Origin of the sequence: Pseudomonas mandelii, assembly GCF_002251635.1 — a bacterium.
In the GTDB taxonomy this organism is placed as follows: Bacteria; Pseudomonadota; Gammaproteobacteria; order Pseudomonadales; family Pseudomonadaceae; genus Aquipseudomonas; species Aquipseudomonas mandelii_B.
On sequence record NZ_NMOJ01000013.1, the window covers coordinates 1 to 26,407 of the forward strand.

General features: G+C 61.3%; 23 protein-coding genes. 16 read left to right on the forward strand and 7 right to left on the reverse strand.

Translation table 11 applies throughout. The features are described 5' to 3' along the window. Positions 1-38: 38 nt before the first annotated feature. The 11 genes from argH (at position 39) to B7L09_RS02275 (ending at position 12,008) form a co-directional block, all read left to right on the forward strand. Positions 39-1,466 carry an argininosuccinate lyase gene (argH, locus tag B7L09_RS02225; RefSeq protein ID WP_094467527.1) on the forward strand — a complete coding sequence of 476 codons (1,428 nt, stop codon included), beginning with the start codon at positions 39-41 and terminating at the stop codon, positions 1,464-1,466. Positions 1,467-1,616: 150 nt separating this feature from the next. Then, entirely contained in the window at positions 1,617-2,495 is an 879-nt protein-coding gene (locus B7L09_RS02230) for an amino acid ABC transporter permease (protein WP_094467528.1), read from the forward strand. Between the two features lie 10 nt (positions 2,496-2,505). After that, the gene (locus B7L09_RS02235) at positions 2,506-3,270 is read left to right on the forward strand and encodes an amino acid ABC transporter ATP-binding protein (RefSeq protein ID WP_094467529.1); all 765 of its coding nucleotides are present in this window, start codon (positions 2,506-2,508) and stop codon (positions 3,268-3,270) included. A 39-nt stretch (positions 3,271-3,309) separates the two neighbouring features. Then, positions 3,310-4,134 carry an ABC transporter substrate-binding protein gene (locus tag B7L09_RS02240; protein WP_094467530.1) on the forward strand — a complete coding sequence of 275 codons (825 nt, stop codon included), beginning with the start codon at positions 3,310-3,312 and terminating at the stop codon, positions 4,132-4,134. A gap of 139 nt (positions 4,135-4,273) precedes the next feature. Next, entirely contained in the window at positions 4,274-5,122 is an 849-nt protein-coding gene (locus B7L09_RS02245) for a polysaccharide deacetylase family protein (protein ID WP_094467531.1), read from the forward strand. After that, positions 5,115-6,002: a polysaccharide deacetylase family protein gene (locus B7L09_RS02250; RefSeq protein ID WP_094467532.1), complete on the forward strand. Its 888-nt coding sequence runs from the start codon at positions 5,115-5,117 to the stop codon at positions 6,000-6,002. Before B7L09_RS02245 ends, B7L09_RS02250 begins: the two co-directional genes overlap by 8 nt. After that, positions 5,999-7,348 carry an MmgE/PrpD family protein gene (locus B7L09_RS02255; RefSeq protein ID WP_094467533.1) on the forward strand — a complete coding sequence of 450 codons (1,350 nt, stop codon included), beginning with the start codon at positions 5,999-6,001 and terminating at the stop codon, positions 7,346-7,348. The genes B7L09_RS02250 and B7L09_RS02255 overlap by 4 nt, the downstream gene beginning before the upstream one ends. 133 nt (positions 7,349-7,481) lie before the next feature. Further along, complete coding sequence (locus B7L09_RS02260) at positions 7,482-8,660, forward strand: MFS transporter (RefSeq protein WP_094467534.1); 1,179 nt, start codon at positions 7,482-7,484, stop codon at positions 8,658-8,660. Positions 8,661-8,820: 160 nt separating this feature from the next. Further along, on the forward strand, positions 8,821-9,528 hold the full coding sequence (locus tag B7L09_RS02265) for an HPP family protein (protein WP_094467535.1): 708 nt from the start codon (positions 8,821-8,823) through the stop codon (positions 9,526-9,528). A gap of 218 nt (positions 9,529-9,746) precedes the next feature. Continuing rightward, entirely contained in the window at positions 9,747-10,853 is a 1,107-nt protein-coding gene (locus B7L09_RS02270) for an enoyl-CoA hydratase/isomerase family protein (protein ID WP_094467536.1), read from the forward strand. A gap of 3 nt (positions 10,854-10,856) precedes the next feature. After that, positions 10,857-12,008, forward strand: a complete 1,152-nt coding sequence (locus tag B7L09_RS02275; RefSeq protein ID WP_094467537.1) for an acyl-CoA dehydrogenase family protein — start codon at positions 10,857-10,859, stop codon at positions 12,006-12,008. 124 nt (positions 12,009-12,132) lie between these two features. Here the strand turns inward: B7L09_RS02275 and B7L09_RS02280 are convergent, their stop codons facing one another. From B7L09_RS02280 to B7L09_RS02305, 6 genes are all read right to left on the reverse strand, one after another. Further along, complete coding sequence (locus tag B7L09_RS02280; protein WP_094467538.1) at positions 12,133-12,906, reverse strand: enoyl-CoA hydratase; 774 nt, start codon at positions 12,904-12,906, stop codon at positions 12,133-12,135. Positions 12,907-12,920: 14 nt separating this feature from the next. After that, a complete protein-coding gene (locus tag B7L09_RS02285) occupies positions 12,921-14,048 on the reverse strand; it encodes an acyl-CoA dehydrogenase (RefSeq protein ID WP_094467539.1) in 1,128 nt (375 codons plus the stop codon). A gap of 139 nt (positions 14,049-14,187) precedes the next feature. Further along, a complete protein-coding gene (locus tag B7L09_RS02290; protein WP_094467540.1) occupies positions 14,188-15,381 on the reverse strand; it encodes an acetyl-CoA C-acyltransferase in 1,194 nt (397 codons plus the stop codon). An 11-nt stretch (positions 15,382-15,392) separates the two neighbouring features. After that, positions 15,393-16,154: an SDR family NAD(P)-dependent oxidoreductase gene (locus tag B7L09_RS02295; protein WP_094467541.1), complete on the reverse strand. Its 762-nt coding sequence runs from the start codon at positions 16,152-16,154 to the stop codon at positions 15,393-15,395. Positions 16,155-16,174: 20 nt separating this feature from the next. After that, on the reverse strand, positions 16,175-17,833 hold the full coding sequence (locus B7L09_RS02300) for an AMP-binding protein (RefSeq protein WP_094467542.1): 1,659 nt from the start codon (positions 17,831-17,833) through the stop codon (positions 16,175-16,177). Positions 17,834-17,976: 143 nt separating this feature from the next. Continuing rightward, positions 17,977-18,999: an AraC family transcriptional regulator gene (locus tag B7L09_RS02305; protein WP_094467543.1), complete on the reverse strand. Its 1,023-nt coding sequence runs from the start codon at positions 18,997-18,999 to the stop codon at positions 17,977-17,979. A 304-nt stretch (positions 19,000-19,303) separates the two neighbouring features. On the opposite strand from B7L09_RS02305, the gene efeU reads away from it, so the two are divergent. The 5 genes from efeU to B7L09_RS02335 all read left to right on the forward strand — a co-directional run bounded on the left by efeU (position 19,304) and on the right by B7L09_RS02335 (position 24,847). Next, complete coding sequence (gene efeU, locus B7L09_RS02315; RefSeq protein ID WP_094467545.1) at positions 19,304-20,143, forward strand: iron uptake transporter permease EfeU; 840 nt, start codon at positions 19,304-19,306, stop codon at positions 20,141-20,143. A gap of 8 nt (positions 20,144-20,151) precedes the next feature. Continuing rightward, positions 20,152-21,351 carry an iron uptake system protein EfeO gene (gene efeO, locus B7L09_RS02320; RefSeq protein WP_094467546.1) on the forward strand — a complete coding sequence of 400 codons (1,200 nt, stop codon included), beginning with the start codon at positions 20,152-20,154 and terminating at the stop codon, positions 21,349-21,351. Between the two features lie 17 nt (positions 21,352-21,368). Continuing rightward, entirely contained in the window at positions 21,369-22,667 is a 1,299-nt protein-coding gene (gene efeB / locus B7L09_RS02325; protein ID WP_094467547.1) for an iron uptake transporter deferrochelatase/peroxidase subunit, read from the forward strand. A 24-nt stretch (positions 22,668-22,691) separates the two neighbouring features. Further along, positions 22,692-23,516, forward strand: a complete 825-nt coding sequence (efeO, locus tag B7L09_RS02330) for an iron uptake system protein EfeO (protein WP_094467548.1) — start codon at positions 22,692-22,694, stop codon at positions 23,514-23,516. 161 nt (positions 23,517-23,677) lie between these two features. Next, positions 23,678-24,847, forward strand: a complete 1,170-nt coding sequence (locus tag B7L09_RS02335; RefSeq protein WP_094467549.1) for an MFS transporter — start codon at positions 23,678-23,680, stop codon at positions 24,845-24,847. A gap of 3 nt (positions 24,848-24,850) precedes the next feature. Here B7L09_RS02335 and pssA read toward each other — a convergent pair whose 3' ends face one another. Beyond that, on the reverse strand, positions 24,851-26,194 hold the full coding sequence (pssA, locus tag B7L09_RS02340) for a CDP-diacylglycerol--serine O-phosphatidyltransferase (RefSeq protein ID WP_094467550.1): 1,344 nt from the start codon (positions 26,192-26,194) through the stop codon (positions 24,851-24,853). Positions 26,195-26,407 lie beyond the last annotated feature (213 nt).

Consider the following 26,407-nt stretch of genomic DNA (forward strand, 5'->3'; position numbering starts at 1 on the left):
ACCGATTTCAGTTCGCTTTACCGACGAGGAAAACAACAATGTCTCAAACCACCGACCGTCTCTGGGGTGCGCGCTTCAAAAGCGGCCCATCCGAAGCCCTGGCGGCCTTGTCCCGTTGCCCCGAGCGCTACTTTCGCCTTACCCCGTATGACCTCGCCGGTTCCAAGGCGCATGCCCGTGAATTGCAGCGCGCCGGGCTGTTGAGCGAGCAGGAAACCCTGACCATGCTCGACGCTTTGACGCGCATCGGTGATGACTTCCGCGCCGGCAGCATCGCGCCGACCCTGGACGACGAAGACGTCCACACCTTTATCGAACGCGTTTTGACCGAGCGCCTGGGCGCCTTGGGCGGCAAGCTGCGCGCCGGGCGTTCACGCAACGACCAGACCGCCAACGACCTGCGCCTGTTCCTGCGGGATCACGTGCGCACCCTGGCCGTCGAAGTGTTGGCCTTGCAGCAAGCGCTGGTGGAGCAGGCTGAGCAGCACGTCGACAGCATTTGCCCAGGCTTCACTCACTTGCAGCAGGCGCAACCGATTGTGTTTGCCCACCACTTGTTGGCGCACGCTCAATCGATGCTGCGTGACGTGCAACGCCTGGTGGACTGGGACAATCGCACCTCGCTGTCGCCACTCGGCGCGGCAGCCATGGCCGGTTCCGCCATCGCACGCCTGCCGCAGCAGTCGGCCAAGGAAATGGGCTACACCGGGCCGTGCGAAAACTCGATCGACGCCGTCGCCAGCCGCGATCACGTCGCCGAGTTTCTGTTTATCGCCAGCATGCTCGGGATCAACATTTCCCGCCTCGCCGAAGAGTTTTGCCTGTGGTCGTCGCGGCAATTTCGCTGGGTTGTATTGGACGATGCCTATGCCACAGGCAGCTCGATCATGCCGCAGAAAAAGAACCCGGACATTGCCGAACTGGCGCGGGGCAAGGCTGGGCGTTTGATNGGCAACCTCACTGGCTTGTTGTCGACGTTGAAATCCCTGCCGCTGTCGTACAACCGCGACTTGAGCGAAGACAAGAACGGNGTGNTGGACAGCGTCGACACCTTGCTGCTGGTGCTGCCGGCGATGGCCGGGATGGTCGCGACCATGAAGGTGCAGGTGGAAGAGCTGCGTCGCCAGGCACCGCTGGGCTTCACCCTCGCCACCGAAGTCGCCGACTGGTTGGCGGTGCGCGGCGTGCCGTTCAAGGAAGCGCATGAAATCACCGGCGCGTTGGTTCAGGCCTGTGAGAAACACGACATTGAATTGTGGGAAGCGTCCCCGGCGCTGCTGGCCGAGATCGACCCGCGTCTCAAACCGGAAGTGCGCGACAGCCTGACCCTCGAAGCCGCCATCGCTGCCCGCAGTGGCTGGGGCGGCACCGCGCCGCAACAGGTGCGCGAGCAGATCGGCCGTTTGAAAACTGCACTAGCGGCGCAGCAAGAGTGGACCGAGAACTATCAGGGTTTCCGCCTTTAAGGCAGAACACAAAACCTGTGGGAGCGAGCTTGCTCGCGATAGCGGTGGGTCAGTCAACATTGATCTTGAATGTAACGCCGCCATCGCGAGCAAGCTCGCTCCCACAGGGATAGTGGTTGGCCTGAATTACCAAGTGTACGGAGAAACAACATGAGCCAGACTCAGGCAGAACGACTCCAGTCGGAGCGAAAACTGGCGGAAAACCAGTTCGATATCACCCAGTACCACCACGTGCCCCGTCGTTATTACGGGCGAATTTTCTTCGCCACCGTCATCGTTATCGCGATCATCGGCCTGGTGCGGGCCTTTGCCGAAGGCAAGATCGAATGGTCGTACATCGGCCAGTTCCTCACCTCGCAAGCGATCATGTGGGGCCTGGTCAACACCATCGTCATGTCGATTCTGGCGATGGCGCTGGGTGTGGTGATCGGGGTGATCACGGCGATCATGCGCATGTCGGCCAACCCGATCCTGCGGTATGTGGCCATCACCTACACCTGGCTGTTTCGCGGTACGCCGCTGATTTTGCAACTGCTGCTGTGGTTCAACCTGGCGCTGATATTTCCCACCATCGGCATCCCCGGTCTGTTCNAAATCGACACCGTCGCCCTGATGACGCCGTTCGTGGCCGCCCTGCTCGGCCTCAGTATCAACCAGGGCGCCTACACCGCCGAAGTGGTGCGTGCCGGCTTGCTGTCGGTGGACACCGGCCAGTACGAAGCCGCCAAGTCGATCGGTATGCCGCGCTTGCAAGCGCTGCGTAGGGTGATTCTGCCGCAGGCCATGCGGGTGATCATTCCGCCGGTAGGTAACGAGTTCATCAGCATGGTGAAAATGACCAGCCTGGCCAGCGTGATCCAGTATTCGGAGCTGTTGCACAACGCGCAAAACATCTACTACGCCAACGCCCGGGTCATGGAGCTGCTGATTGTGGCCGGCATTTGGTACCTGGCCACCGTCACCGTGCTGTCCTTCGGTCAAAGCCGTCTGGAGCGTCGTTTCGCTCGCGGCGCCGGCAAGCGTTCNTGAGATTTGCCCCATGAGAAGCATCGTCAAGGCCGTCAACCTGAACAAGTATTACGACGAGTATCACGCGCTGCGCGACATCAATATCGAGGTCGAGCAAGGCGAAGTGATGTGCATCATCGGCCCGTCCGGCTCGGGTAAAAGCACGCTGTTGCGCTGTGTGAACCAGCTGGAAAAAATCGACAAGGGCGGCCTGTGGGTCGACGGCGAACTGGTGGGTTACCGCGTTGTCGGCAACAAGCTGCATGAGATGAACGAATCACAGATCGCCCGNCAACGCCTGTCCACCGGCATGGTGTTCCAGCGTTTCAATCTGTTCCCGCACATGACTGTGCTGCAAAACATCATCGAAGGGCCGTGCCAGGTGCTCAAGCGTTCGCCCAAAGAGGCGCATGAAGAAGCCGTGGAATTGCTCGCTCGCGTCGGCCTGGCCGACAAGCGCAACAGCTACCCGATGGAATTGTCCGGCGGCCAGCAACAGCGTGTGGCCATTGCCCGTGCGTTGGCCATGCGCCCCAAGTTGATGTTGTTCGACGAACCCACGTCAGCCCTCGACCCGGAGCTGGTAGGCGAAGTGCTGTCGGTGATGCGCGATTTGGCCACCAGCGGCATGACCATGATTGTGGTCACCCATGAACTGGGCTTCGCCCGTGAGGTTTCCAACCGCATGGTGTTCATGGACGGCGGGCAGATCGTGGAGGCTGGAAGCCCCGAAGAAATACTAATAAGTCCGCAAAACCCGCGCACCCAAAGCTTCATTTCTGCCGTTCGAACCTAAGCGTCCTTTAGCGCTCACAACACTCATAAGAGAACGACCATGAAGAACATCGTTATCCCAGCAGTACTCGCAAGCATTATGGCCTCCGGCTTCGCGTTCGCCGCTGAGCTTCCAGCCAGCCTCAAGGAAAAAGGCGAGGTCGTGGTAGCGATCGTGCCGAACTACCCGCCGATGGATTTCAAAGACACCGCCACCAACAAGCTCACCGGCCTGGATTTCGACCTGGGCAACGCCCTGGCCGAACGTCTCGGCGTGAAGATCAAGTGGCAGGAAACCGGCTTCGAGCAAATGCTCAGCGGCCTGACCACCAAGCGCGTGGACATCGTGCTGTCGGGCATGAGCGACACGGCCGAACGCCAGGCCAGTGTGACCTTCGTCGACTACTTCACCAGCGGCCCGCAGTTCTACACCTTGCAGAAAAACAAGGACTTCAACGAGATCACCGACCTGTGCGGCAAAAAAGTCGGCACCAGCCGCCGTACCACCTTCCCGGCCGAGATTGCTGAATACAGCAAGGCCCACTGCGAAGGCGCCGGTAAACCGGCCATCGTGGTGGTCGGCACCGAAGGCTCGGCCGATGCCCGCGCGCAATTGCGTCAGAGCCGTATCGACGCGGCGATGCAGGGCAGCGAAACCCTGCCGTATCTCAAGACCCAGGAAAAGGACATGTACAAGACCGTGGGCCTGCCGATCTCCCAGCAGTTCACCGGCCTGGGCGTGAGCAAGAAAAAGCCTGAGTTGAGTGAAGCGGTGAAGGTGGCGATGCAGAGCATGGTGGATGACGGCACTTACCAGACCATCCTGAAGAAATGGGATCTGGAACTGGGTGCAATCAAAACCGTAACCATCAACGCCGGCAAGTAATGCTTGCCCTGTAGGAGCGAGACTTGCCCGCGAAGAGGCCATGTCAGTCGACATCAATGTTGAATGTGCTGCCGTCATCGCGGGCAAGCCCGCTCCCACAGGTTCTGCGTTTTACCTATAGATAAATGGAGAGCCACTGATGTCCTCCTCGCCACAACCCACCTGGCCCGACCAGCACACAGCCTGCCTCGCCCTGGCCTTCGATCTCGATGGCCCGACGGGCGATGCGATGCTCAACGGCTCGATCTGGCGCAAGCCCGAGTACTTCGGTTTCGGCGGTTATGGTCCTTACCGGGCGCTGCCGCGGATTCTCGATCTGCTCGACGAATACCGGATCCCGACCACGTTTTTCGTCCCGGCCTGGGTCGTGGAAAACTGGCCGAAGCAATGCCAGGCGATTGTCGAGCGCGGGCATGAGGTGGCGTACCACGGCTACAAACACGAATCCTTTTACGCCCTGACGCTGGAACAGCAAAAGGACGTAATGAACAAATCCCGCGAGGTGTTCTGGAAGCACCTGAACATCCGCGCCGAAGGTTTCCGCACGCCGTCCGGCGACTGGCGGGCCGAGACCCCGGCCATGCTGGTGGAAGCCGGCGTGACCTACTCCAGCAGCATGCGCGGCGATGACCGCCCGTACCTGGTAAAAGTACCGGGCTACGAGACGCCGCTGGTGGAAATCCCCGGCCGCTGGGAAATGGACGACTACGCCTCCCTCGCCTACACCCGCGCGCCGGACTTCCCTTCCGGGCTGGACCGCACCGCCAGCTACGCACTGACCCTCGACAACTGGTGCCGCGAATACGACGGCGCGATGAATGAAGGGCTGTGCCTGACCACCCTGTTCCACCCCAAGATCACCGGCAAGCCGGGGCGCATCCTGCTACTGGAAAAACTCTTCGAACACATGCGTCAGCGCGACGATGTGTGGTTCGCCACCTGCCGCGATGTCGCCCAGTGGTGGCTCAAGGAGCATCACCATGGCTGATTCCACCGTCTGGCCCCAAGGCTACCGCTGCGCCGTGGTCCTGACCGTCGACTACAACGACATTCACGGCATTCTGACTCAGGCGCCTGAAGTCGCCGGGCGCGACAAGACGCTGTCGGTCTGGCGTTACGGCACCCAGCGCGGCGTCGAACGTTTGCTCGGTTTGTTCGCCGAACTCGGGGTAAAAAGCAGCTGGTGCATCCCGGGTATCGTTGCCGAGGAAAACCCGCAACACCTTCGGGCGATTCAGGCCGGCGGGCATGAGATCGCCTGCGCCGGCTATCGCCACCGGAACTACGACCTGCTCGATCTGGCGGGACAAAGCGCCGAGATTGCCAAGGGTTGCGAAGCGCTGGCGGCGCTGACCGGCCAGCGTCCGACAGGGTTTCGCATCCCGGCCGGTAACGGTGCGCCGGGCTTCATCGAGGTGTTGAGGGACCAAGGCATTCGCTGGTCTTCGTCGTGGCGCGGCGATGATTTGCCGTTCGCTCACCCCACGGCCCCCGAAGTGATCGAGCTGCCGTTGCACTACGAACTGGAAGACGAACCCTACTTTGCCTTCAACCTCAGCCCGGCGGTGCCACCGGCGCAATCGCGGATCGCCTCTTATAGCCACACCCTGGGCAACCTGCAACTGGACTTCGCCGGGTTTCACCGGTTTGGCCTGTGCTACGTGCTGCGCCTGCACCCGGAAATCATCGCCACGCCGGGGCGGATTGGCGTGTTGCGTGAGTTGCTCCAGGGCATCCAGCAGCACGATGACGTGTGGATCGCCACGGCCAGCGAGGTCGCGCAATGGTGGGCCGATTCGGCTGTCACCGTGACCGACGATCACCCGGCATCGGTGTATGAGCGGCATTACCGGGATTACCTCGTATGACTGAACGCATGCAGCGACTCGCGCAGTTTTGCGTCGACACGCGCTTTGAAGACTTGCCACCGGCCCTGGTGGCGCAAGCCAAACGACACATCCTCGACACCTTCGGCGCGACATTGGCCGGGGCTGACAGCGAAGTGGCGAAACAGGCGCGTCTGGTGTTTACCGGTGAGTCCGGCAACACGTTGGTCTGGGGCACTGACTTGCGGCTCGGCGCCGCTCAGGCGGCGATCCTCAATGGGATCGCCGCCCATGCTCTGGAACTGGACGATACCGGTGGTTGCGATCACTCCGGTGCGGTGGTGCTGCCGGCGGTCATGGCAGCGGTGTCGATGCAGACGGCACCGGTCAACGGTCGCGAGTTGATTACCGCCGTAGTGATTGGCTACGACGTCAGCCGTCGCGTGCTCGAAGCCTGCGGCGGTTACTCGGCGCACAACGGCGCGGGCTGGCATTCGACCGCGACCTGCGGGGTGTTCGGCGCAGCGGCGGCGAGCGCGCGGATTCTCGGGCTGGACGCCGCGCAAACCGTGTCGGCACTGGGCATCGCCGGCAGTTTCAGCGGTGGTTTGTGGGCCTTCATCCACGACGGCTCGCAGAGTAAAAAGCTGCACAGCGGTCGAGCAGCCGAGGGTGGATTGCTGGCGGCGCGGTTTGCTCAACAAGGCATCAGCGGGCCGAAGCAGTTGTTCGAGGATGTCTGGGGCGGTTTTCTCAGAACCCTGGCCGGCGTGGCCTCAGACCCGACCGCGCTCGATGCGGATCTGGGCGTCGTGTGGAAACTCGCCCGCTGCTCGATCAAGCCCTACGCCGCGTGCCGGGGAACTCATTCGGCAATCGATGCGTTGGGGTTGTTACTGGATCAACTGCAGGTCGGCGCCGATCAGATGGAAGACATCGAAGTCTCGTTGTGCGGGTTTCTTCAGGACATGTGCGGTGGGAAGGATGTCAGCACGCTGGCGGCGGCACAGATGAGTTTGCCCTATGCCCTCGCCGCCCGGCTGGTTCATGGCCATTGCCGGCTGGAAGCCTATGACGAGGCACAACGTGTCGACCCCCGGATTGCTCACTGGATGTCGCGCATTCGTCTTGAAGTGGATCCGCAACTGTCAGAGGATGGCGAGCCCGTCATCCGCGTGCGGACGGTGGACGGTCGGCAGGCGAGTCTTTGTGTCGACCCGCCATTGGGTGCGCCGGGGAATCCGTTGAGTGATGCGGCGCTGGAGGAGAAGTTTTTCAGCTTGGCGACGCGGGTGATGCCGCGGGAGCAGGCTGGGGAATTGCTTAAACAACTGTGGCGGTTGGATGAGCTGGAATCGGTTCGTTCTCTGGATCGGTGGCTGTCTTGAATTTTGTGTTGACCAAGGTGGCCACATATTTTGTGTTCACACCAACGCCTGTGGGAGCGAGCTTGCTCGCGATGGCCGCGACTCGATTCCACGTCGAACACCATAGAATCTGAATAAGGACATTTGCCCCACCGTGGCCACTTACTCGCTCGTAATCCGTCGGCTGATGATCGTTTCGCTGACCATCGTCGTCAGCCGCGCCATCACCAGCCCGCTGCTCACGCTGTTCCTGAGCAACCGACTGGGTCTCAATCAACAGGACATCGGCCTGCTGATGGGCATCGCGGTGTTCATCGCCACACTGCTCGGCCTCTACGGCGGCTACATCATCGACCGCCTGGAAAAGCGCAAGCTGCTGATCCTGGCCATGCTCTCCAGCTCCATCGGTTTTCTGTTGCTGACCTTTGCCAGCAACCTCTACCTCACCACCCTGACCCTGGTCATCACCGAAGCCGCGTCGGCATTATTCCTGATCGGCTCCAAGGCCATCATCAGCGAGAACCTGCCCGTCGGGGATCGCGCCAAGGTATTTTCACTGCGCTACACACTGACCAACGTCGGCTACGCCACCGGCCCGATGGTCGGCGTGGTGATCGCCGGCCAGTACCCGATTGCGCCGTTCCTGATTGCCGGCGGCATCGCGTTCTTCAGCATTTTCCTGATGATCGGCATCCCCAGGGACTCGTCGCAGACACCCCCGATCGGCCAACCCCAAAGTTTTCTCAAGACGCTGATTACTCTGAAGAACGACCGCACCCTGATCATGTTCACCTGCGGTTGCCTGCTCAGCACCGTGGTCCACGGCCGGTTCACCTTGTACTTGTCGCAATACCTGCTGGTGACCCAAGACTCCAAGCGCGCGCTGGAAACCATGGCCGCGCTGCTCGCCTGCAACGCCATCAGCGTGATCCTGCTGCAATACCAGATCGGCCGTTTCCTCAAGCGCGAACAGCTGCGTTACTGGATCGCAGGCGGCACCAGCCTGTTTATCGTCGGGCTGATCGGCTTCAGTCTGGCCGACAGCCTGGTGAGCTGGTGCGTGGCGATGTTCATCTTCACCCTCGGCGAAATGATCATTTACCCCGCCGAATTTCTCTTCGTCGATACCCTGGCCCCGGAAGAACTGCGCGGCAGTTACTACGGCGCACAGAACCTCGCGGCCCTCGGCGGCGCGCTAAGCCCGGTGATTTGCGGTTTCCTGCTGATGCACACACCGGCGCCCACCATGTTTTATGCCTTGAGCGCGCTGACAGCCATGGGCGGGTCTCTGTGTTTCATGAGCGGTCGTCGAGTCGCGTTACAGCAAAAATAATGCACTCAAACTGCATTAATATGAATTTGTCAGCATCGGGAATGCACGGCACACTGTGCCTCGTTCCTCCCCCAATAGTTGGAACACCTTCAAGGGCTTTCTGGGTTTCCCAGATAAGCCTTTTTTTTTCCTGGTTTTTTACCAACGGATCGTTTGCCTCATGCTCGCTCGCTGGTTACCTGCCGCCATCAACACCCGTCCTTCCGAATGGAGCCGTGCCGCCATCGGCATGTCCCTGGGCACGCTGTTCAGCGTCTGGCTGTGCGCGCAAGTGTTCGGCATGGAAGTGGCCCAGCATTTGATCGGGCCGTTGGGCGCATCAGCGGTGTTGCTGTTTGCCGTTTCTTCCGGCGCCCTCGCCCAGCCGTGGTCAATTCTTGGCGGATATTTGAGTGCTGGCGTCGTTTCGCTGCTGGTGGCTCACGTCCTCGGACGAACCCTCGGCAGCGCCTGCCTGGCGGCGGGCATGGCGCTGATCCTGATGTGCTGGCTGCGTTGCCTGCATCCACCGGCCGGCGCCTTGGCGCTGCTGTTGGTCCTGGCAGACCCGGCGACCATCGCGCTGGACTGGAAAGCCCTCGGCCCGGTGATGCTCGGCGCATCGACCCTGCTGCTCAGCGCTCTGGCCTACAACAACCTGACGCGCATTCGCTACCCCAAGCGTGCCAGCGAGCCGGTGGCCGTGGTTCCGGCCGATCATCCCCCGATCGACAGCCAGGCCATCACCGCACAGGACTTGAAACTCGCCTTGGCGGAAATGGAAGCATTCTTCGATGTCACCCCGGAAGACCTTGAACAACTGATTCATATCAGTGAGTTACACGCCAAACGTCGCAGTATTGGTGAGGTGCTGTCCAATCGTGCATAGCGTCACAAGGATCGACCAACGGTCAGTGCAGGACCTTGCCTGCCGATAATCTGCGACTATGCCCTGCAACATAGAATCTCCCCCATTTAGAGCCATGCAAATATGCAGGAAGAACCTGCATATATCCCGGTTGTACATCACAAATTTGCACTGTTACGATCCAGCATCGCTCGCGCGCGAGCTTCTCTATAAAGAACAATAAAAGCAGGGAGTTAGTGATGACTGCTCAGGTTTCATCGAAGGCGACTTCGTCCATGGATGCCACGCAAAACGAAGTGCTGGCCGAGGTCCGCAACCACATCGGTCACCTGACCCTCAATCGCCCCGCCGGTCTCAACGCCATTACCCTGGACATGGTCCGCCACCTGCAGCGCCAGCTCGACGCCTGGGCGCAGGATCCGCAGGTTCATGCAGTGGTCTTGCGCGGTGCGGGCGAGAAAGCGTTCTGTGCCGGCGGCGATATTCGCTCGCTGTATGACAGTTTCAAAAGCGGCGACACGCTGCACGAAGAGTTCTTCGTCGAGGAATACGCCCTCGACCTCGCCATTCATCACTACCGCAAACCGGTGCTGGCCTTGATGGACGGTTTCGTCCTCGGCGGCGGTATGGGTCTGGTGCAAGGCGCTGACTTGCGGGTGGTCACCGAGCGCAGCCGCCTGGCCATGCCGGAAGTGGCCATCGGCTATTTCCCCGACGTGGGTGGCAGCCACTTCTTGCCACGGGTTCCCGGTGAACTGGGGATTTACCTGGGCGTCAGTGGCGTGCAGATCCGCGCGGCCGATGCGCTTTATTGCGGCTTGGCCGACTGGTACCTGGAAAGCGAAAAGCTCAGCTCGCTCGACGAGCAACTCGATCAGCTCCAATGGCACGAAACGCCGCTCAAGGACCTGCAAGGCCTGCTGGCGAAACTCGCGGTGCAACAACTGCCCGATGCGCCATTGGAAGCGTTGCGCCCGGCCATCGATCACTTCTTCGCCCTGCCCGACGTGCCGAGTATTGTTGAGCAACTGCGTGAAGTCACGGTCGCCGACAGCCACGAGTGGGCCACGACCACCGCCGACCTGCTGGAGAGCCGTTCGCCGCTGGCGATGGGTGTCACCCTGGAAATGCTGCGCCGTGGTCGGCACTTGAGTCTCGAAGACTGTTTCGCCCTTGAGCTGCACCTGGACCGTCAGTGGTTCGCGCGCGGCGACCTGATCGAAGGCGTGCGCGCCTTGCTGATCGATAAAGACAAGCAACCACGCTGGAACCCGCCGACCTTGCAGGCGCTGGACGCCGAGCACGTCGCGAGTTTCTTCAGCGGTTTTAAACAGAGCGGGAACTGAGCCATGCACGATATCGAATTGAGCGAAGAGCAAGTCATGATCCGCGACATGGCCCGGGACTTTGCCCGCGGCGAAATCGCGCCCCATGCGCAAGCCTGGGAAAAGGCCGGCTGGATCGATGACGGCCTGGTGGCGAAGATGGGTGAACTGGGCCTGCTGGGCATGGTGGTGCCGGAAGAATGGGGCGGCACCTATGTCGACTACGTCGCCTACGCCCTGGCGGTGGAAGAGATTTCCGCCGGCGACGGTGCCACGGGCGCGTTGATGAGCATCCACAATTCCGTGGGCTGCGGCCCGGTACTCAACTACGGCACCGAAGAACAGAAACAAACNTGGCTGCCCGACCTNGCCAGCGGCCAGGCCATTGGCTGCTTCTGCCTGACCGAACCCCAGGCCGGCTCCGAAGCCCACAACCTGCGCACCCGCGCTGAACTGCGTGANGGGCAATGGGTGATCAACGGTGCCAAGCAATTCGTCAGCAATGGCAAGCGGGCAAAACTGGCGATTGTGTTTGCCGTGACCGATCCGGACCTGGGCAAACGCGGCATCTCAGCGTTTCTGGTGCCGACCGATACCGCCGGTTTTATCGTCGACCGCACCGAACACAAGATGGGCATTCGCGCCTCTGACACCTGTGCAGTGACACTCAGCGAGTGCACAGTGCCCGAAGCCAACCTGCTGGGTGAACGCGGCAAAGGCCTGGCCATCGCCCTGTCCAACCTCGAAGGCGGGCGCATCGGTATTGCCGCCCAAGCATTGGGCATCGCACGGGCCGCGTTTGAGGCGGCGCTGGCGTACGCCCGTGATCGCGTGCAATTCAACCAGGCAATCATTGAGCACCAGAGCATCGCCAACCTGCTGGCAGACATGCAAACCCGGCTCAATGCCGCACGCCTGCTGATCCTGCACGCCGCGCGCCTGCGCAGTGCCGGCAAACCATGCTTGTCGGAAGCCTCCCAGGCCAAGCTGTTCGCCTCGGAAATGGCCGAAAAGGTCTGCTCTTCAGCGATGCAGATTCATGGCGGCTATGGGTATCTTGAGGATTACCCGGTGGAGCGTTACTACCGGGATGCCAGGATTACGCAGATTTATGAAGGGTCGAGCGAGATTCAGCGGATGGTGATTGCCCGGGAGCTGAAGAATTATTTGGTGTAAGCCCTAAAAGCATCGCGGGCAAGCCCCTTCCCACAGGGTTCTCTGGTGTACACAAGAGCTGTGAACGCTGGAGATCCACTGTGGGAGCGGGCTTGCCCGCGATGGCGTCAGTGAAAGCGCCGCATTACTTGCCTTTGAATTCAGCCTCGCGCTTGGCAACAAANGCCGCCATGCCTTCCTTCTGGTCTTGCGTCGCAAACGCCGCATGGAACACCCGGCGTTCAAAGCGCACGCCTTCGGACAGGCTCACTTCAAACGCGCGGTTCACACTTTCCTTGACCATCATGCTGATCGGCACTGACTTGCCGGCAATCAGTGTGGCGACTTTCAGCGCCTCTTCCAGCAGTTCATCGGCCGGCACAATGCGCGCGACAATCCCGCAGCGCTCAGCTTCCACCGCATCGATAAAGCGCCCGGTCAGGCACATTTCCATGGCCTTGGCCTTGCCCACTGCGCGGGTCAGGCGCTGGGTGCCGCCCATGCCCGGCAATACACCGAGGTTGATTTCCGGCTGACCGAACTTCGCCGTATCACCGGCCAGGATGAAGTCGCACATCAACGCCAGTTCGCAGCCGCCGCCCAGGGCGAACCCATTAACGGCCGCAATGATCGGCTTGCGGCGGTTGGCCACGCGGTCACTGTCGCTGAACAGGTCGTCGAGGTAGATCTGCGGGTAAGTCAGCTCGGCCATTTCCTTGATGTCGGCACCGGCAGCGAAGGCTTTTTTGGAGCCGGTTAACACGATGCAACCGATGTTCGAATCGGCTTCCAGTCCATCGAGGGCATGGTTCAGTTCGCTGACGATCTGCGCATTCAACGCGTTCAGAGCCTGCGGCCGGTTGAGGGTGATCAAGCCCACACGACCGTGGGTTTCCAGCAAAATCGTTTCGTAGTTCACAAGTAGCTTCCTTCTCAAAGATTGCGCGAAATAACCATGCGCTGAATATCGCTGGTGCCTTCGTAAATCTGGCAGACCCGCACATCGCGGTAGATCCGCTCCAGGGGGAAGTCGCTCAGGTAACCGTAACCGCCCAAGGTTTGCAAGGCGGCGGAGCAGACTTTCTCGGCCATTTCCGAGGCAAACAGCTTGGCCATCGACGCTTCGACCAGCGCCGGCTTGCCGCTGTCACGCAGCGCGGCGGCGTAATGCACCATTTGCCGGGCGACCGTGATTTGAGTGGCCATGTCCGCCAGGCGGAACGCCACCGCCTGGTGCTCAATCAACGCTTTACCAAAGCTTTCGCGCTCACGGGCNTAGTCGCGTGCTGCTTCAAACGCGGCGCGGGCCATGCCCACCGATTGCGAGGCAATACCCACACGCCCGCCTTCGAGGTTGGCCAGGGCGATCTTGTAGCCTTCGCCCTCCTCGCCCAAGCGATTGGCGACGGGCACCTTCACATCCTCAAACAGAATCTGGCAGGTGTCGGACGCGTGCTGACCGAGTTTGTCTTCGACCCGGGCGACTTTATAGCCCGGCGAATCAGTCGGCACGATCAGCGCCGTGATGCCACGTTTTCCGGCACTCGGGTCGGTCACGGCAAACACAATCACCACCCCGGCGTTCTGCCCGGAGGTGATGAATTGCTTGCAACCATTGAGCACGTAATGGTCGCCTTCAAGGCGCGCACGGGTTTTCAGGCTACTGGCATCAGAGCCTGCCTGTGGCTCGGTCAGGGCAAAGGCGCCGAGCATCGCGCCGCTGGCCAGTGGCTTGAGGAAGCGTTCTTTCTGATCGTCGTTGCCGAACTTGAGAATCGGCACGCAACCCACCGAGTTGTGCACGCTCATGATGGTTGAGCACGCGCCGTCACCGGCGGCGATTTCTTCCAGCGCCATGGCATAGGCCAGGTAGCCGGTGTCGCAACCGCCCCACTGGTCCGGCACCAGCATGCCGAAAAAGCCCAGCTCGGCCATTTCGCCGATGGCTTCCTTGGGGAAACGGTGCTCGCGGTCCCATTCGGCGGCGAACGGTTTCAGGCGTTCCTGGGCAAATTGCCGGGCGGCGTCGCTGATCTGAAGTTGTTCGTCGTTGGGAATCATGACCAGTCCTTAATTGGGTTGAACGCAAAACCTGTGGGAGCGAGCTTGCTCGCGATGGCGGACTCAAATTCGACATTATTTATCGACTGATACACCGCTATCGCGAGCAAGCTCGCTCCCACAGGGATTGGTGGCAGCCTTAGTAAAGGCATTCCACAGCCATGGCCGTGGCTTCACCACCGCCGATGCAGATGGCGGCAACGCCACGCTTGAGGCCTTTCTGGCGCAGGGCCGAGAGCAAGGTCACCAGAATGCGCGCGCCGGAGGCGCCGATCGGATGCCCCANGGCACAAGCGCCGCCGTGCACGTTGATCTTCTCGTGGGGGATTTCCAGTTTGGTCATGGTCACCAGACTGACCACCGCGAACGCTTCGTTGACTTCGAACAACTCGACGTCGTCCACGGACCAGCCGGTTTTGCTCATCAGCTTGCGAATTGCGCCCACCGGCGCCACCGGGAACAGCCCCGGCTCATCGGCAAATGCAGCATGCCCGTGGATCACCGCCAGCGGCTTGAGACCGCGCTTTTGCGCCTCGGACTGGCGCATCAGCAGCAACGCCGCCGCGCCATCGGAAATCGAACTGGAGTTGGCCGCCGTCACGGTGCCGCCTTCACGAAACGCCGGTTTCAGAGAGGTAATCTTGTCCAGTTTGGCTTTCGGTGGTTGTTCGTCGTTGCTGATCAGCACCTGCTCTTTTCCGACAGTCACGGTAATCGGCACGATCTCGTCCTTGAAGCTGCCGTCCTTGATCGCCTGCTGCGCGCGGGTGGTCGAGGCAATGGCGAACGCGTCCTGGGCTTCACGGGTAAACCCGTTGTGCTCGGCGCAGTCTTCGGCAAAGGTGCCCATCAGGCGGCCCTTGTCATACGCATCTTCCAGGCCGTCGAGAAACATATGGTCGAGCACCTTGCCATGGCCCATGCGGTAGCCGCTGCGCGCACGGTCGAGCAGGTACGGCGCGTTGGACATACTCTCCATGCCACCGGCGATCACCACTTCGACACTGCCGGCAACNAGCATGTCGTGGGCCAGAATCGCCGCTTCCATGCCCGAGCCGCACATCTTGTTCAGGGTGGTGCAGCGGGTCGATTTATCCAGCCCCGCGCCCAGCGCGGCCTGACGCGCCGGGGCCTGGCCGAGGCCGGCGGGCAGTACGCAGCCAAACAGCACTTCCTCGACCGCTTCAGGCGCGATACCGGCGCGTTCAACCGCTGCACGAATCGCGGCAGCACCGAGTTGCGGTGCGGTCAGCCCTTTGAGGTCGCCCTGGAAACCGCCCATGGGCGTGCGCACGGCGCTGACGATGACNATCGGATCGTTGGCAATAGTCATGANANNTCTCCTTATTTGGCCGCCATGCGCAAGGCACCGTCGAGACGGATCACCTCGCCATTGAGCATGCTGTTTTCAATGATGTGCCGCACCAGCGCAGCGTATTCGGACGGTTTGCCCAGACGTGGCGGGAACGGCACACCGGCCGCCAGGGAGGCGCGGACTTCCGGGGTCATGCCGGCCATCATCGGCGTTTCAAAAATGCCTGGGGCGATGGTCATCACACGGATGCCGAAGCGCGCCANTTCGCGCGCGGCGGGCAAGGTCAGGCTGGCAATTGCGCCTTTGGACGCGGCATACGCGGCCTGGCCAATCTGGCCGTCATAGGCCGCCGCCGAGGCGGTGTTGATGATCACGCCGCGCTCACCGTCGGCATTCGCCTCGGTGTCGGCCATTGCCGCAGCAGCCAGGCGCAACAGGTTGAAGCTACCGATCAGGTTGACGTTGATCACCTGGGCAAAGCTGGCCAGGCCGTGGGGGCCGTTCTTGCCGAGGATCTTCTCTCCACGCACGATGCCGGCGCAATTGACCAGACCGTTCAGGCCGCCGAAGGCTTTCACCGTCGCCTGCACAGCGGCTTCGGCGGCGGCTTCGTCGCTGATATCGGCCACCACGCTTTGCGCGCCGAGACGTTCAGCCTGGGCTGCCACGGCCTCGGCGTTCAGGTCCACCAGCATCACTTTGGCACCGGCCGCGATGAGCATGTCAGCGGTGGCCGCGCCGAGGCCCGAGGCACCGCCTGTGACGAGAAAAACCTTGTTTTCGATCTGCATCATTGTTTCCTTGGTTCGAGCTAAACGTTCTTCGCCGCGGCCTCATGAGCCTTGGCGATTTCCTGGTTGCGCAAGATAAAGCGCTGCAATTTGCCGCTTGGGGTTTTCGGCAACTCGCTGACAAATTCGATTTCACGCGGGTACGAATGCGCGGCCAGACGCTTGCGCACGTGTTGGCGCAGCTCTTCGGCCAATTCCGGCGTCGGGCGGTATTGCGAACAGATCACCACAAACGCTTTCACCAGTTCGGTGCGCTCCGGGNCGGGNTTNCCGACNACGGCGGCTTCGATCACTGACGGGTGTTCGATCAACGCACTTTCCACATCGAACGGGCCGACGCGGTAGCCGGAAGTGGTAATCACGTCATCGCTGCGGCCGACGAAGCTGATGCTGCCGTCCGGGTTCCACTCGACGGTGTCGCCGCTCAGGTAATAGTTACCAACGAAGGCCTTGGTTGGCGCGCCTTCATAACCGGCGAACCAACACATCGGCGACTGGGTGCGGTCAATGGCGAGGATGCCTGGCTGGCCGACGCCGAGTTCCTTGTATTCATCATCGAGCACTACGATGCGGTGGCCCGGCGAGGCAAACCCTGCNGAGCCGACGTGCACCGGGTGCGCCAGGCCATGGTGGTTGCAGAGCACCATGCCCAGTTCGGTCTGGCCGTAGTGGTCGTGAATAGTGACGCCCAGGTTATCGGCGAACCAACGGATGACCTCCGGGTTCAGCGGCTCGCCGGCGCTGCTGACGATGCGCAGCTTGCCCTTGATCGAACGGGCGAACTGCTCACCACCGGCAATCAGCAGGCGATACGCCGTGGGAGAGCCGGTCAAGTTGGTAATCCCGTATTTATTGATCACCCGGCAGGTGCTTTCGAGGGTGAAGGGGCCATCGTAGAAGGTGATCGGGTGGCCCATGGACAACGGCCCGGTCACGCCGAAATAGATGCCGTAGGCCCAGCCCGGATCGGCGACGTTCCAGAACGCATCTTCGGGGCGCAGGTCCACGGCGTCACGGGTGTAGCGCTGGAACGCAACGATCGCCTTGAGCGGCACCGACAGCGCTTTCGACGGGCCGGTGGTGCCCGAGGTGAACATCAGCAGGAACGGGTCTTCGCCGGTCAGCAACACCGGTTCGCATTCGGAGGAATAATTGGCCAGTTCGGCCCAGAAGCTGTAATCGCCACGAACGATGCCTTGGCCTTTCGCACCGGCGACGGTGACGATGGTCGGGCAGTCGGCGACTTCAGCGAGTTTGGGGCGATTGACCGCGTCGGTCACCACGACTTTGGCCCCGGAGCAACTGAGACGGTGCTCGATGGCTTTCGGGCCGAAGGCGGTGAACAACGGCTGATAGACCGCGCCGATGCGCCAGGTGGCGAAGACGGTGATCAGCAATTCGATGTTGCGCGGCAGCAGGCCGGCGACCTTGTCGCCTTTCTTCACGCCCTGGGCCAGGAGGAAGTTGGCAAAACGCGCGGCTTTGTCCTGCAAGTCTTTGAAGGTGTACGTCGCGCTGGCGCCGTCGCGGCCTTCCCAGAACAGCGCAATGCGCCCCGGCAAGGCATGCCGGTCGCAACATTCGACACAGGCGTTGAGGGCAGTCAAATCACCGGCCAGGGCGGCGTCGACGGTGTGCTGATAATTGAACTGTGACGTGGCAGACAAGTAATCGCGCATTGCCAGAATCCCTCTGTATTTTTATTAGGTTGGGGGAACCGTAAAAACCACAGAAATACTCACCCCGCGCGGGGATCGGGGCAATGGTCAAAGCTATCAAGTTGTTTGACTGGTTTGGCCAAGGTTCAAGAGGTNNAAGTGACCTATTGGCTTATCGCTTCGTTCAATATCAAACTGCGGTAATGCCCGGGGTTGGACCCCGACCACTTGCGAAACGCCTTGTAGAACGAACTGGTGTCGGCAAACCCCAACCGCCCGGCGATTTCGGCAAAACTGACCTGTGGCTCAGCCAGCCAGACAATCGCCAGTTCCTTGCGCACGCTGTCTTTNAGNCCCTGGTAGGTCTGCCCTTCCTCCGCCAGCCGCCGGCGCAAGGTCGAGGCCGACATGCACAGTTGCTGCGCCAGCGGCTCGGTCTCCGGCCACTGATCGGCAGGCAACTGGCGCAAATCATGCTTGATCCGGCTGGCCAGGCTCTCCGGGTCGCGGTACTTGACCAGGATGTTGGCCGGCGCATGCGCGAGAAAACGCTTGAGGTCCTCCGGGCTGCGCTTGATCGGCAGGTCCAGGCAGTCGGCAGAAAAGATCATGCGCGTGCGCGGCCGGTCGAAACGCAGGTTTTCGGAGAACATCACCTGATAGTCATCGCAGAAATCCGGCGCTGGGCAGCGCAATTCGATGGCCAGAATCGGTATGCGCCGTCCCGCCAGCCAACAGGCAACGCCGTGCACGATCATCCAGTAGGTGAAATAGGTGAAGGCGCGGCGCGGGTCCTGGTCGTCTTCCAGCAACACGATCTCCGCCAGGCTTTGCTGACGAACCAGTTGCGCAGGCATGCGTTCGAGCATCAGCGACAAAAAGCTCAGGCCTGAGGTCAGGCCCGCAGCCAGGCTCGGCTGGATCATCGAACTGCGGCAAAGAAACTCAAGGCTGCCGGATTTGAGCTTGCGCGGGTCCATGCCAAAAAATTCATCGTCCCCGCGCCGGGCCAGCAAGCGCCATAGCCGCGCATAGGCAGTGGCCGGGACCCGGGCATGGGTGGTGTGCAGCAGCGCCGGATCGATGCCGACCTTGTTCAATACCTCGTCGGTGGCGGCTCCTGGGGCGCAACTTTGCAACAGGGCTTCGCGCACCAGTTGAATGGCGATGGTGTCTTTTTCCGACATTGAGCGAGGTGGGCCTTGTTTTTGTTTGAGTGCCGGCATATTAGCGCAGCCGTCAGCCCAATGCAGATCCTATGAGCAGCCAAAAATCCCTGTGGGAGCGGGCTTGCCCGCGATGACGGCTGCACATTCAAAATATATGTCGAATGACACTCCGCCATCGCGGGCAAGCCCGCTCCCACAGGGGGACGGTGTGATCTTTAAATCTGTTCAGGTTAGGTTCAGGTAAATGTCAATGAATGCCATTTGGGAATGAGTGTCATTATGTTACAAATTAGCACCCTNTACAATCCTGATGCGGTGCCGAATGCTCGTTCCCTTTTTAATCATGCTGCGCGAAGGCATTGAAGCCGCATTGATCGTTGGCATCATCGCCAGCTACCTGCAACAAACCGGTCGCGGCCAGTGGATGCCCGCCGTGTGGATCGGCGTGTTCCTTGCCGCCGCCCTCGCCTTGCTGGTAGGCGGTGGCCTGGAACTGGTGAGCGCCGAATTCCCGCAGAAACAACAGGAGTTGTTTGAAGGTGTGGTCGGCCTGGTGGCTGTCGGCATTCTCAGCTCCATGGTCTTCTGGATGCGCAAAGTGGCGCGTTCGATCAAGCACTCGCTGCACGTCTCCCTCGACCACGCGCTGACAGGCTCCAGGCATCAGGTGATTGCGCTGATCGCCATGGTGTTTTTCGCCGTGGCCCGCGAAGGCCTGGAAACGGTGTTCTTCCTGCTGGCGGTGTTCCAGCAGAGCGAAGGCCCGGGCGCACCGATTGGCGCCCTGCTCGGCCTGATCCTGGCGATCATCGTCGGGTTCCTGATCTACAGCGGCAGCATGCGCCTGAACCTCGGCGCGTTTTTCCGCTGGACCGGCCTGTTCATCCTCGTGGTGGCGGCGGGCATTCTCGCCAACTCGGTGCAGGCGCTGCATGAAGCCGGAATCTGGAATCACCTGCAAACCGTGCTCTTCGACTTCAGTGCGACGCTGCCGATGGACGGCCCGGCGGGTTCGGTGCTGGCCGGCATGTTCGGTTACCAGGACGCGCCGACGGTCAGCACCCTCGGGGCCTATCTGATTTACCTGGTGGTGGCGTTGGTGATGTTCTTTCTCCCTGCGCCCGCACTCGCTAAACAACCTTCTTCCGTTTCCAGCCAGTAAGGGCACCCATGCCAAATCAAGCCCCTCCCCAGGCCTCGCCTNCCCGCGCCTTGCGCTGGGCGGTGGCCGGCTCGGTGGTGGTGATGATCGCTGCCGGTGGCCTGTTCTACTACGCCTCGAAAATGGCGGCAGCCAAGCGCCAGACCAACCATGACGAAGTGGTGGTGACCATTCACTCGCACAGCTGCGAGCCGAATGCGCTGACCGTTCCGGCGGGCCGCGCCAGTTTCCGCATCATCAACCGCTCCGACCGCGCGGTGGAATGGGAAATCCTGGACGGTGTGCTGGTGATTGAAGAGCGCGAAAATATCGCCCCGGGTTTAAGCCAGATCATCAACGCCAACCTGCTGCCCGGCGACTATGCGATCACGTGCGGTTTGCTGAGCAACCCGCGCGGTACCTTGCACGTCACACCGACGGCGGCGTCCGATGCCCAGGCCAAGGCCAAGCCGTCGATGGTGGCCTTTATCGGTCCGCTGTCGGAGTTCCGCGTGTACCTGAGCAGCCAAGGCAGTGNNCTGATCAAGGCGGTGACCGCCCTTGAGCAAGCCATCGCAGCTGGCGACCTGAGCCAGGCACAAGCGCTGTATGTGCCCGCTCGTGCGGCCTATCAACGGATCGCCCCGGCCGCCCAGCGTTTGGCTGAACTGGACAACGCGATCAATGCCCGCGCCGATTACTTCGAGAAACGCGAGCAGGATCCTGCCTTCAGCGGTTTCCACCGCATCGAATACGCGCTGTTCCAGCAACGCAACCTCGACGGTCTGGCACCGGTTGCCCAGCGCCTGAGCAGCGATGTCACCACCCTCAAACAGCAACTGCTGGCCCAGTCGCTGCCACCCGAGCAACTGGTGAGCATTGTGGTGCGCAACCTCAATAGCCTAGCGGATGTGCGTGCCAGCAGCGGCGAAGAAGAACGCTACAGCCACACCGACCTGAACGGATTTGCTGGCAACCTCTTCGCTGCGCGCAAAGTCGTCGACCTGTTGCGCCCGTTGCTGACTAAGTCCGCCGCCGAGTTGCTGCCGAAGATCGACAGCGCGATCACCGCCCTCGACGCCGAACTCAATGGATTGAAGGTCCAGGACGATTACGCGAGCTACGACACAGTCACTGCCGAGCAGCGCAAACAGATCGCGGACAAGGCCAAGGCGCTGGCCGACGCACTCGATGGAATCGATCCCGCCCTCGGCCTTTCCGGCCTTTAAGCAGAAGACTCAAACCGATGAACGATTCAGAACACTTTAACCTCCAGCGTCGCCGGGTACTGATGGGCATGGGCGCCGCCGGTGTCGCGCTGGCAGGCTCCGCACTGAGCTGCCCGGCGATGGCTGCAAGCCCCGCGCAAGTCACCGAAGCGCCGAGCAGCGACAAGACCGAAGACCGCCACGCGTTCCACGGCAAGCACCAGAGCGGCATCGTCACTCCGCGCCCGGCCTGCGGCATGCTCGTAGCGTTTGATGTGCTGGCCAGCGACCGCGAGGACCTGGAGCGCCTGTTCCGCACGTTGAACGAGCGCATCGGGTTCCTGATGCAGGGCGGCCCGGTGGCGCAAGTCGATCCGAAACTGCCGCCGGTGGATTCGGGCATCCTCGGCCCGGTGGTCACGCCGGACAACCTGACCATCACCGTCTCGGTGGGTGAGTCGCTGTTCGACGAGCGCTTCGGCCTCGCCGCTGCCAAACCGAAACGCCTAATCCGCATGGTCGGTTTTCCCAACGATGCACTGGAAGCCGATTGCTGCCACGGCGACCTGAGTCTGCAGTTTTGCGCCAACACGCCGGACACCAATATCCACGCCCTGCGCGACATCGTGAAGAACCTGCCGGACCTGCTGCTGGTGCGCTGGAAGCAGGAAGGCAGCGTACCGCCCCAGGCCCCNGCGAAACCCGGTGTGCCGGCGCAGAGCGCGCGCAATTTCCTCGGTTTTCGCGACGGCTCGGCGAACCCGGATTCCAACAACGCCAAGGCCATGGACAGCATCGTCTGGGTGCAACCGGGCAGCGACGAACCNGCCTGGACCGCCAACGGCAGCTATCAGGCCGTGCGGATCATCCGCAACTTTGTCGAGCGCTGGGACCGTACTCCGCTGCAAGAACAGGAAAGCATTCTCGGCCGCATCAAAGCCACCGGCGCGCCGATGGGCGGCGACCATGAAACCCAGGTCCCGGACTACGCCAAAGACCCGGAAGGCAAGTTGACCAAGCTCGATGCCCACATCCGCCTGGCCAACCCACGCACCCCGCAGACTCAGGCCAACCTGATCCTGCGTCGGCCGTTCAACTACTCCAACGGCGTCAACAAAAACGGTCAGCTGGACATGGGGCTGTTGTTCATCTGCTACCAGGCTGACCTGGAGAAAGGCTTTATCAGCGTGCAAACCCGCCTCAACGGCGAGCCCCTGGAGGAATACCTCAAGCCGGTCGGCGGCGGGTACTTCTTCACCCTGCCAGGGGTGGCGGGCCCCAAGGATTTCATCGGTCGCTCGCTGCTTGACGCTACCTCACCCAAAACGAACACCTGAACAACCCCCACACGGAACCGTCCCATGAAAAAGTCGCCACTCGCGTTATTGCTGACCCTAGGCTTGCTCAATACCCCGCTGTCGGCTTTCGCGGCGACGGCGCCGCTGGAGTTGGTGCAGCCGATTTCGGATTACAAAATCTACGTCACCGAGCAACTGGATGAGCTGGCCAGCCACACACAGCAGTTCACCGATGCAGTGAAAAAAGGAGACTTGGCCACTGCCAAGAAGCTCTACGCGCCAACCCGCGTGCACTATGAGTCCATCGAGCCGATAGCCGAGCTGTTCAGCGACCTCGATGCCTCGATCGACTCACGCGTTGATGACCACGAAAAAGGCGTGACCGCCGAAGACTTCACCGGCTTCCACCGCATCGAGTACGTGCTGTTCTCGGAAAACAGCACCCAGGGTCTCGATGAACTGGCCGATGGCTTGAACAAAGACGTCAAAGACCTGCAAACCCGCGTCGCCGGCCTGACCTTCCCGCCGGAGAAAGTNGTCGGCGGTGCCGCAGCATTGCTGGAAGAAGTCGCCGCCACCAAGATCTCCGGTGAAGAAGACCGCTACAGCCACACCGACCTGTATGACTTCCAGGGCAACATCGACGGCGCGAAGAAAATCGTCGACCTGTTCCGTGGCCAGCTCGAGAAGCAAGACAAGGCCTTCCTGGCCAAGGTCGACAAGAACTTCGCCACCGTGGACAAAATCCTGGCCAAGTACAAAACCAAGGATGGTGGCTACGAGACCTACGACAAGGTCAAGGAAACCGACCGCAAGGCCCTGGTGGGTCCGGTCAATACCTTGGCCGAGGATTTGTCCACTTTGCGTGGGAAACTTGGTTTGAACTGAGGATTTTCTAGCGTCTGTTCGGGCCCCATGTTTGACACATAACCCTGTGGGAGCGAGCTTGCTCGCGAAGGCATTATCACTGCCACCGATATTCCTCCTGCCTTGCACATAACCCGCGCTAACATCCCCCGCCAATAACAAAAGCTCACGGAAGACTCACCATGACCACCCCTGCCTTCGACCTGCGCCCACTCATGGTCGCCAACATGGCTTGTTCCATGTCGATGATGGCGTTCGTCTCCCTGATCGGGCCGATCGCCCGGGTGTTAGGCCTGGCCACCTGGCAGGCCGGCGCGGCGGTCACGGTGTCCGGGGTGATCTGGATGTTGCTCGCCCGCCCCTGGGGTCAGGCCAGTGACCGCTATGGCCGACGACGGATTCTGTTGATCGCCACAGCCGGCTTCACCCTCGCCTACTGGGCCTTGTGCCTGTTCATCGATGCCTCGTTGCGTTTTCTGCCGTCGGCGCTGTTGGGGTTTATCGGGTTGATGATCGGTCGCGGCCTGATCGGCGTGTTCTATGCCGCGATTCCGGTGGGCGGCAACGCGCTGATCGCCGACAACATCGAGCCGCAACACCGCGCTAAAGCCATGGCGGCCCTTGGCGCGGCCAACGCCTGCGGCCTGGTGATCGGCCCGGCGATTGCGGCGTTGTTGTCGCGCTTCAGTCTGAGCTTGCCGTTCTATGCCATGGCGATCCTGCCGTTGCTGGCGTTTGTGGTGCTGCACTACAAGCTCAAGGGTCAGGAACTGCACCTGCGGCAAGCGCCGCGCAAGGTTCATCTGAACGATCCACGATTGCGCCGCCCAATGGCCGTCGCGTTTGTGGCGATGCTCTGTGTGTCGATTGCGCAGATCACCGTCGGCTTCTTCGCCCTCGACCGACTCGGCATGAACCCGGCCGATGCCGCGCAAACCGCTGGCATCGCCCTGACCATGGTCGGTTTCGCGCTGATCTGTTCGCAACTGGTGGTGCGGCGGCTCGAATGGCCGCCGCTACGGCTGATTCGCGCGGGCGCACTGGTGGCGGCCGTGGGCTTTGCCGGCAGCATCCTGGCGGATGCCGCGTGGGGTTTATGGCTGTGCTTTTTCGTCTCGGCGGGCGGGATGGGGCTGATCTTTCCGTCGTTCGCCGCATTGGCGGCCAACGCGGTCGACGCCTCGGAACAAGGCGCCACCGCCGGTTCGATTGGTGCCGCGCAGGGCTTTGGCGTGGTCATCGGACCGCTGGCGGCGACGCTGATCTACGACATCGAACCGCGCCTGCCCTACCTGGTTGCCGCTGCGCTGTTGCTGCTGGTGGCATTGTGGCCACAGCCTCGGCAGCACTGAGCCTTACAAAATACGATAGAGCAACCGCTCGATCCGCACCCGACTGACACGCTTGAGGAACTTGGCCACCGCTGCCGGGTATTCCAGCAGCGTTTCCAGATCCTGATATCGCTGGATGCGCGTGGTGTTGTGGAAAATCTCGCCCAGTTCTTTACTGCGCGGCTCCAGCAGTTCGCCTTTCGGGTCGTCGATCAGCAACGCGTTCTCAAGATCGAGGCGGAACGCCCGTGGGTTGAGGTTATTACCGGTCAGCAAGGTGTAGCGCTTGTCGATCCACATGCCTTTGAGGTGATAGGTGTTGTCGCCGTCCTTCCACAAATGCAGGTTCAGCTTGCCACTGTCGATGCTGTGTTGATGGCGTTTGGCAAAGCGCCGCAGGCTGATCTCGTAAAGGTACGGCAGCGCGGCGATCACCTTGAACGGCTCACTCGGCGGGATGAAGAAGTCGTTCGCGGTCTTGTCGCCGACCACGATGTCGATTTTCACGCCGCGCCCCAGGGCCCGGTTGATTTCCCGGGTCACCGCCAATGGCAGGTTGAAATACGGCGTGCAGATGGTCAGCTGATGCTGGGCGCTGGCGATCAACTCGCAAATCACTCGGCTCAANGGGTTGTTCTTGCCTACACCGAGCAACGGACTCACCGACAAGCCACCCTTCACCGTGCTGCCGGCCGTGGTGTCATACGCCGCGTGCTTNAGGCGGCTGCGCAGGTCGCCGATATCGTTGCGCAGGCTGCGGGTGGTCGGCGGGTTCGGCAAGTCCAGGCGGTGCACGGCCTTGGACGCTACCAGCCCGTGCTCCACCAGGTGCTGCATGGAATCGGCCAGCGCGTGGTTCTGCATCAGGTGATAGCGGTCAAAACGGTACTTGTCGAACTTGTGCAGGTACACGTTGTTCAGGCTGGCGCCGCTGTACAGCACACTGTCGTCGATCACAAAGCCTTTCAAATGCAGCACGCCAAACAACTCGCGAGTCTGCACCGGCACGCCGTACACCGGCACAACACTTTCGTGGGTGCGAGTCGTNGCCTGGTACCAGGCGCTGTTGCCCGGCTGCTTGCCGGCACCGATCAAGCCGCGCTGGGCACGCAATGAATCGACCACCACCACAACGTCCAGCNCCGGACGCGCCAGTTTGGCGGCGTGCAAGGCATCAAGGATTTCCTGACCGGCCTCGTCCTGTTGCAAGTACAGCGCAACGATATAAATGCGTTGGGTGGCACTGGCGATTTTTTCCAGCAGGCAACGACGGAACTCGGCAGCGCCGGAAAGAATGGTGACGGCATCGGCGGTCAGCGGAAAACTGCGCAGTTTAGGCAGCAGAGAGCGTTTGAAAAGCGACGGCATAGGGCTCGCAATGGGTCAATTCCGAATAGCCCGAGAGCTTACACCATGTGTGGCGAGGGGGCTTGCCCCCGTTCGAGTGCGAAGCAGTCGCAAGCCTGCCAGCAAGGTGTGACTGAAGGAACGTTGGGGGCCGCTTCGCAGCCCAACGGGGGCAAGTCCCCTCGCCACAATAGATCTTTCTAAAAACTTGTTGACCAAGGAGAACGATCGTTC

Coding starts and splice junctions, on each gene's coding strand:
- B7L09_RS02335 (WP_094467549.1), top strand. CDS start 23,678: ATGACCACCCCTGCCTTCGACCTGCGCCCACTCATGGTCGCCAACATG.
- B7L09_RS02245 (WP_094467531.1), top strand. CDS start 4,274: ATGTCCTCCTCGCCACAACCCACCTGGCCCGACCAGCACACAGCCTGC.
- B7L09_RS02255 (WP_094467533.1), top strand. CDS start 5,999: ATGACTGAACGCATGCAGCGACTCGCGCAGTTTTGCGTCGACACGCGC.
- B7L09_RS02240 (WP_094467530.1), top strand. CDS start 3,310: ATGAAGAACATCGTTATCCCAGCAGTACTCGCAAGCATTATGGCCTCC.
- B7L09_RS02265 (WP_094467535.1), top strand. CDS start 8,821: ATGCTCGCTCGCTGGTTACCTGCCGCCATCAACACCCGTCCTTCCGAA.
- efeU (WP_094467545.1), top strand. CDS start 19,304: ATGCTCGTTCCCTTTTTAATCATGCTGCGCGAAGGCATTGAAGCCGCA.
- B7L09_RS02270 (WP_094467536.1), top strand. CDS start 9,747: ATGACTGCTCAGGTTTCATCGAAGGCGACTTCGTCCATGGATGCCACG.
- B7L09_RS02250 (WP_094467532.1), top strand. CDS start 5,115: ATGGCTGATTCCACCGTCTGGCCCCAAGGCTACCGCTGCGCCGTGGTC.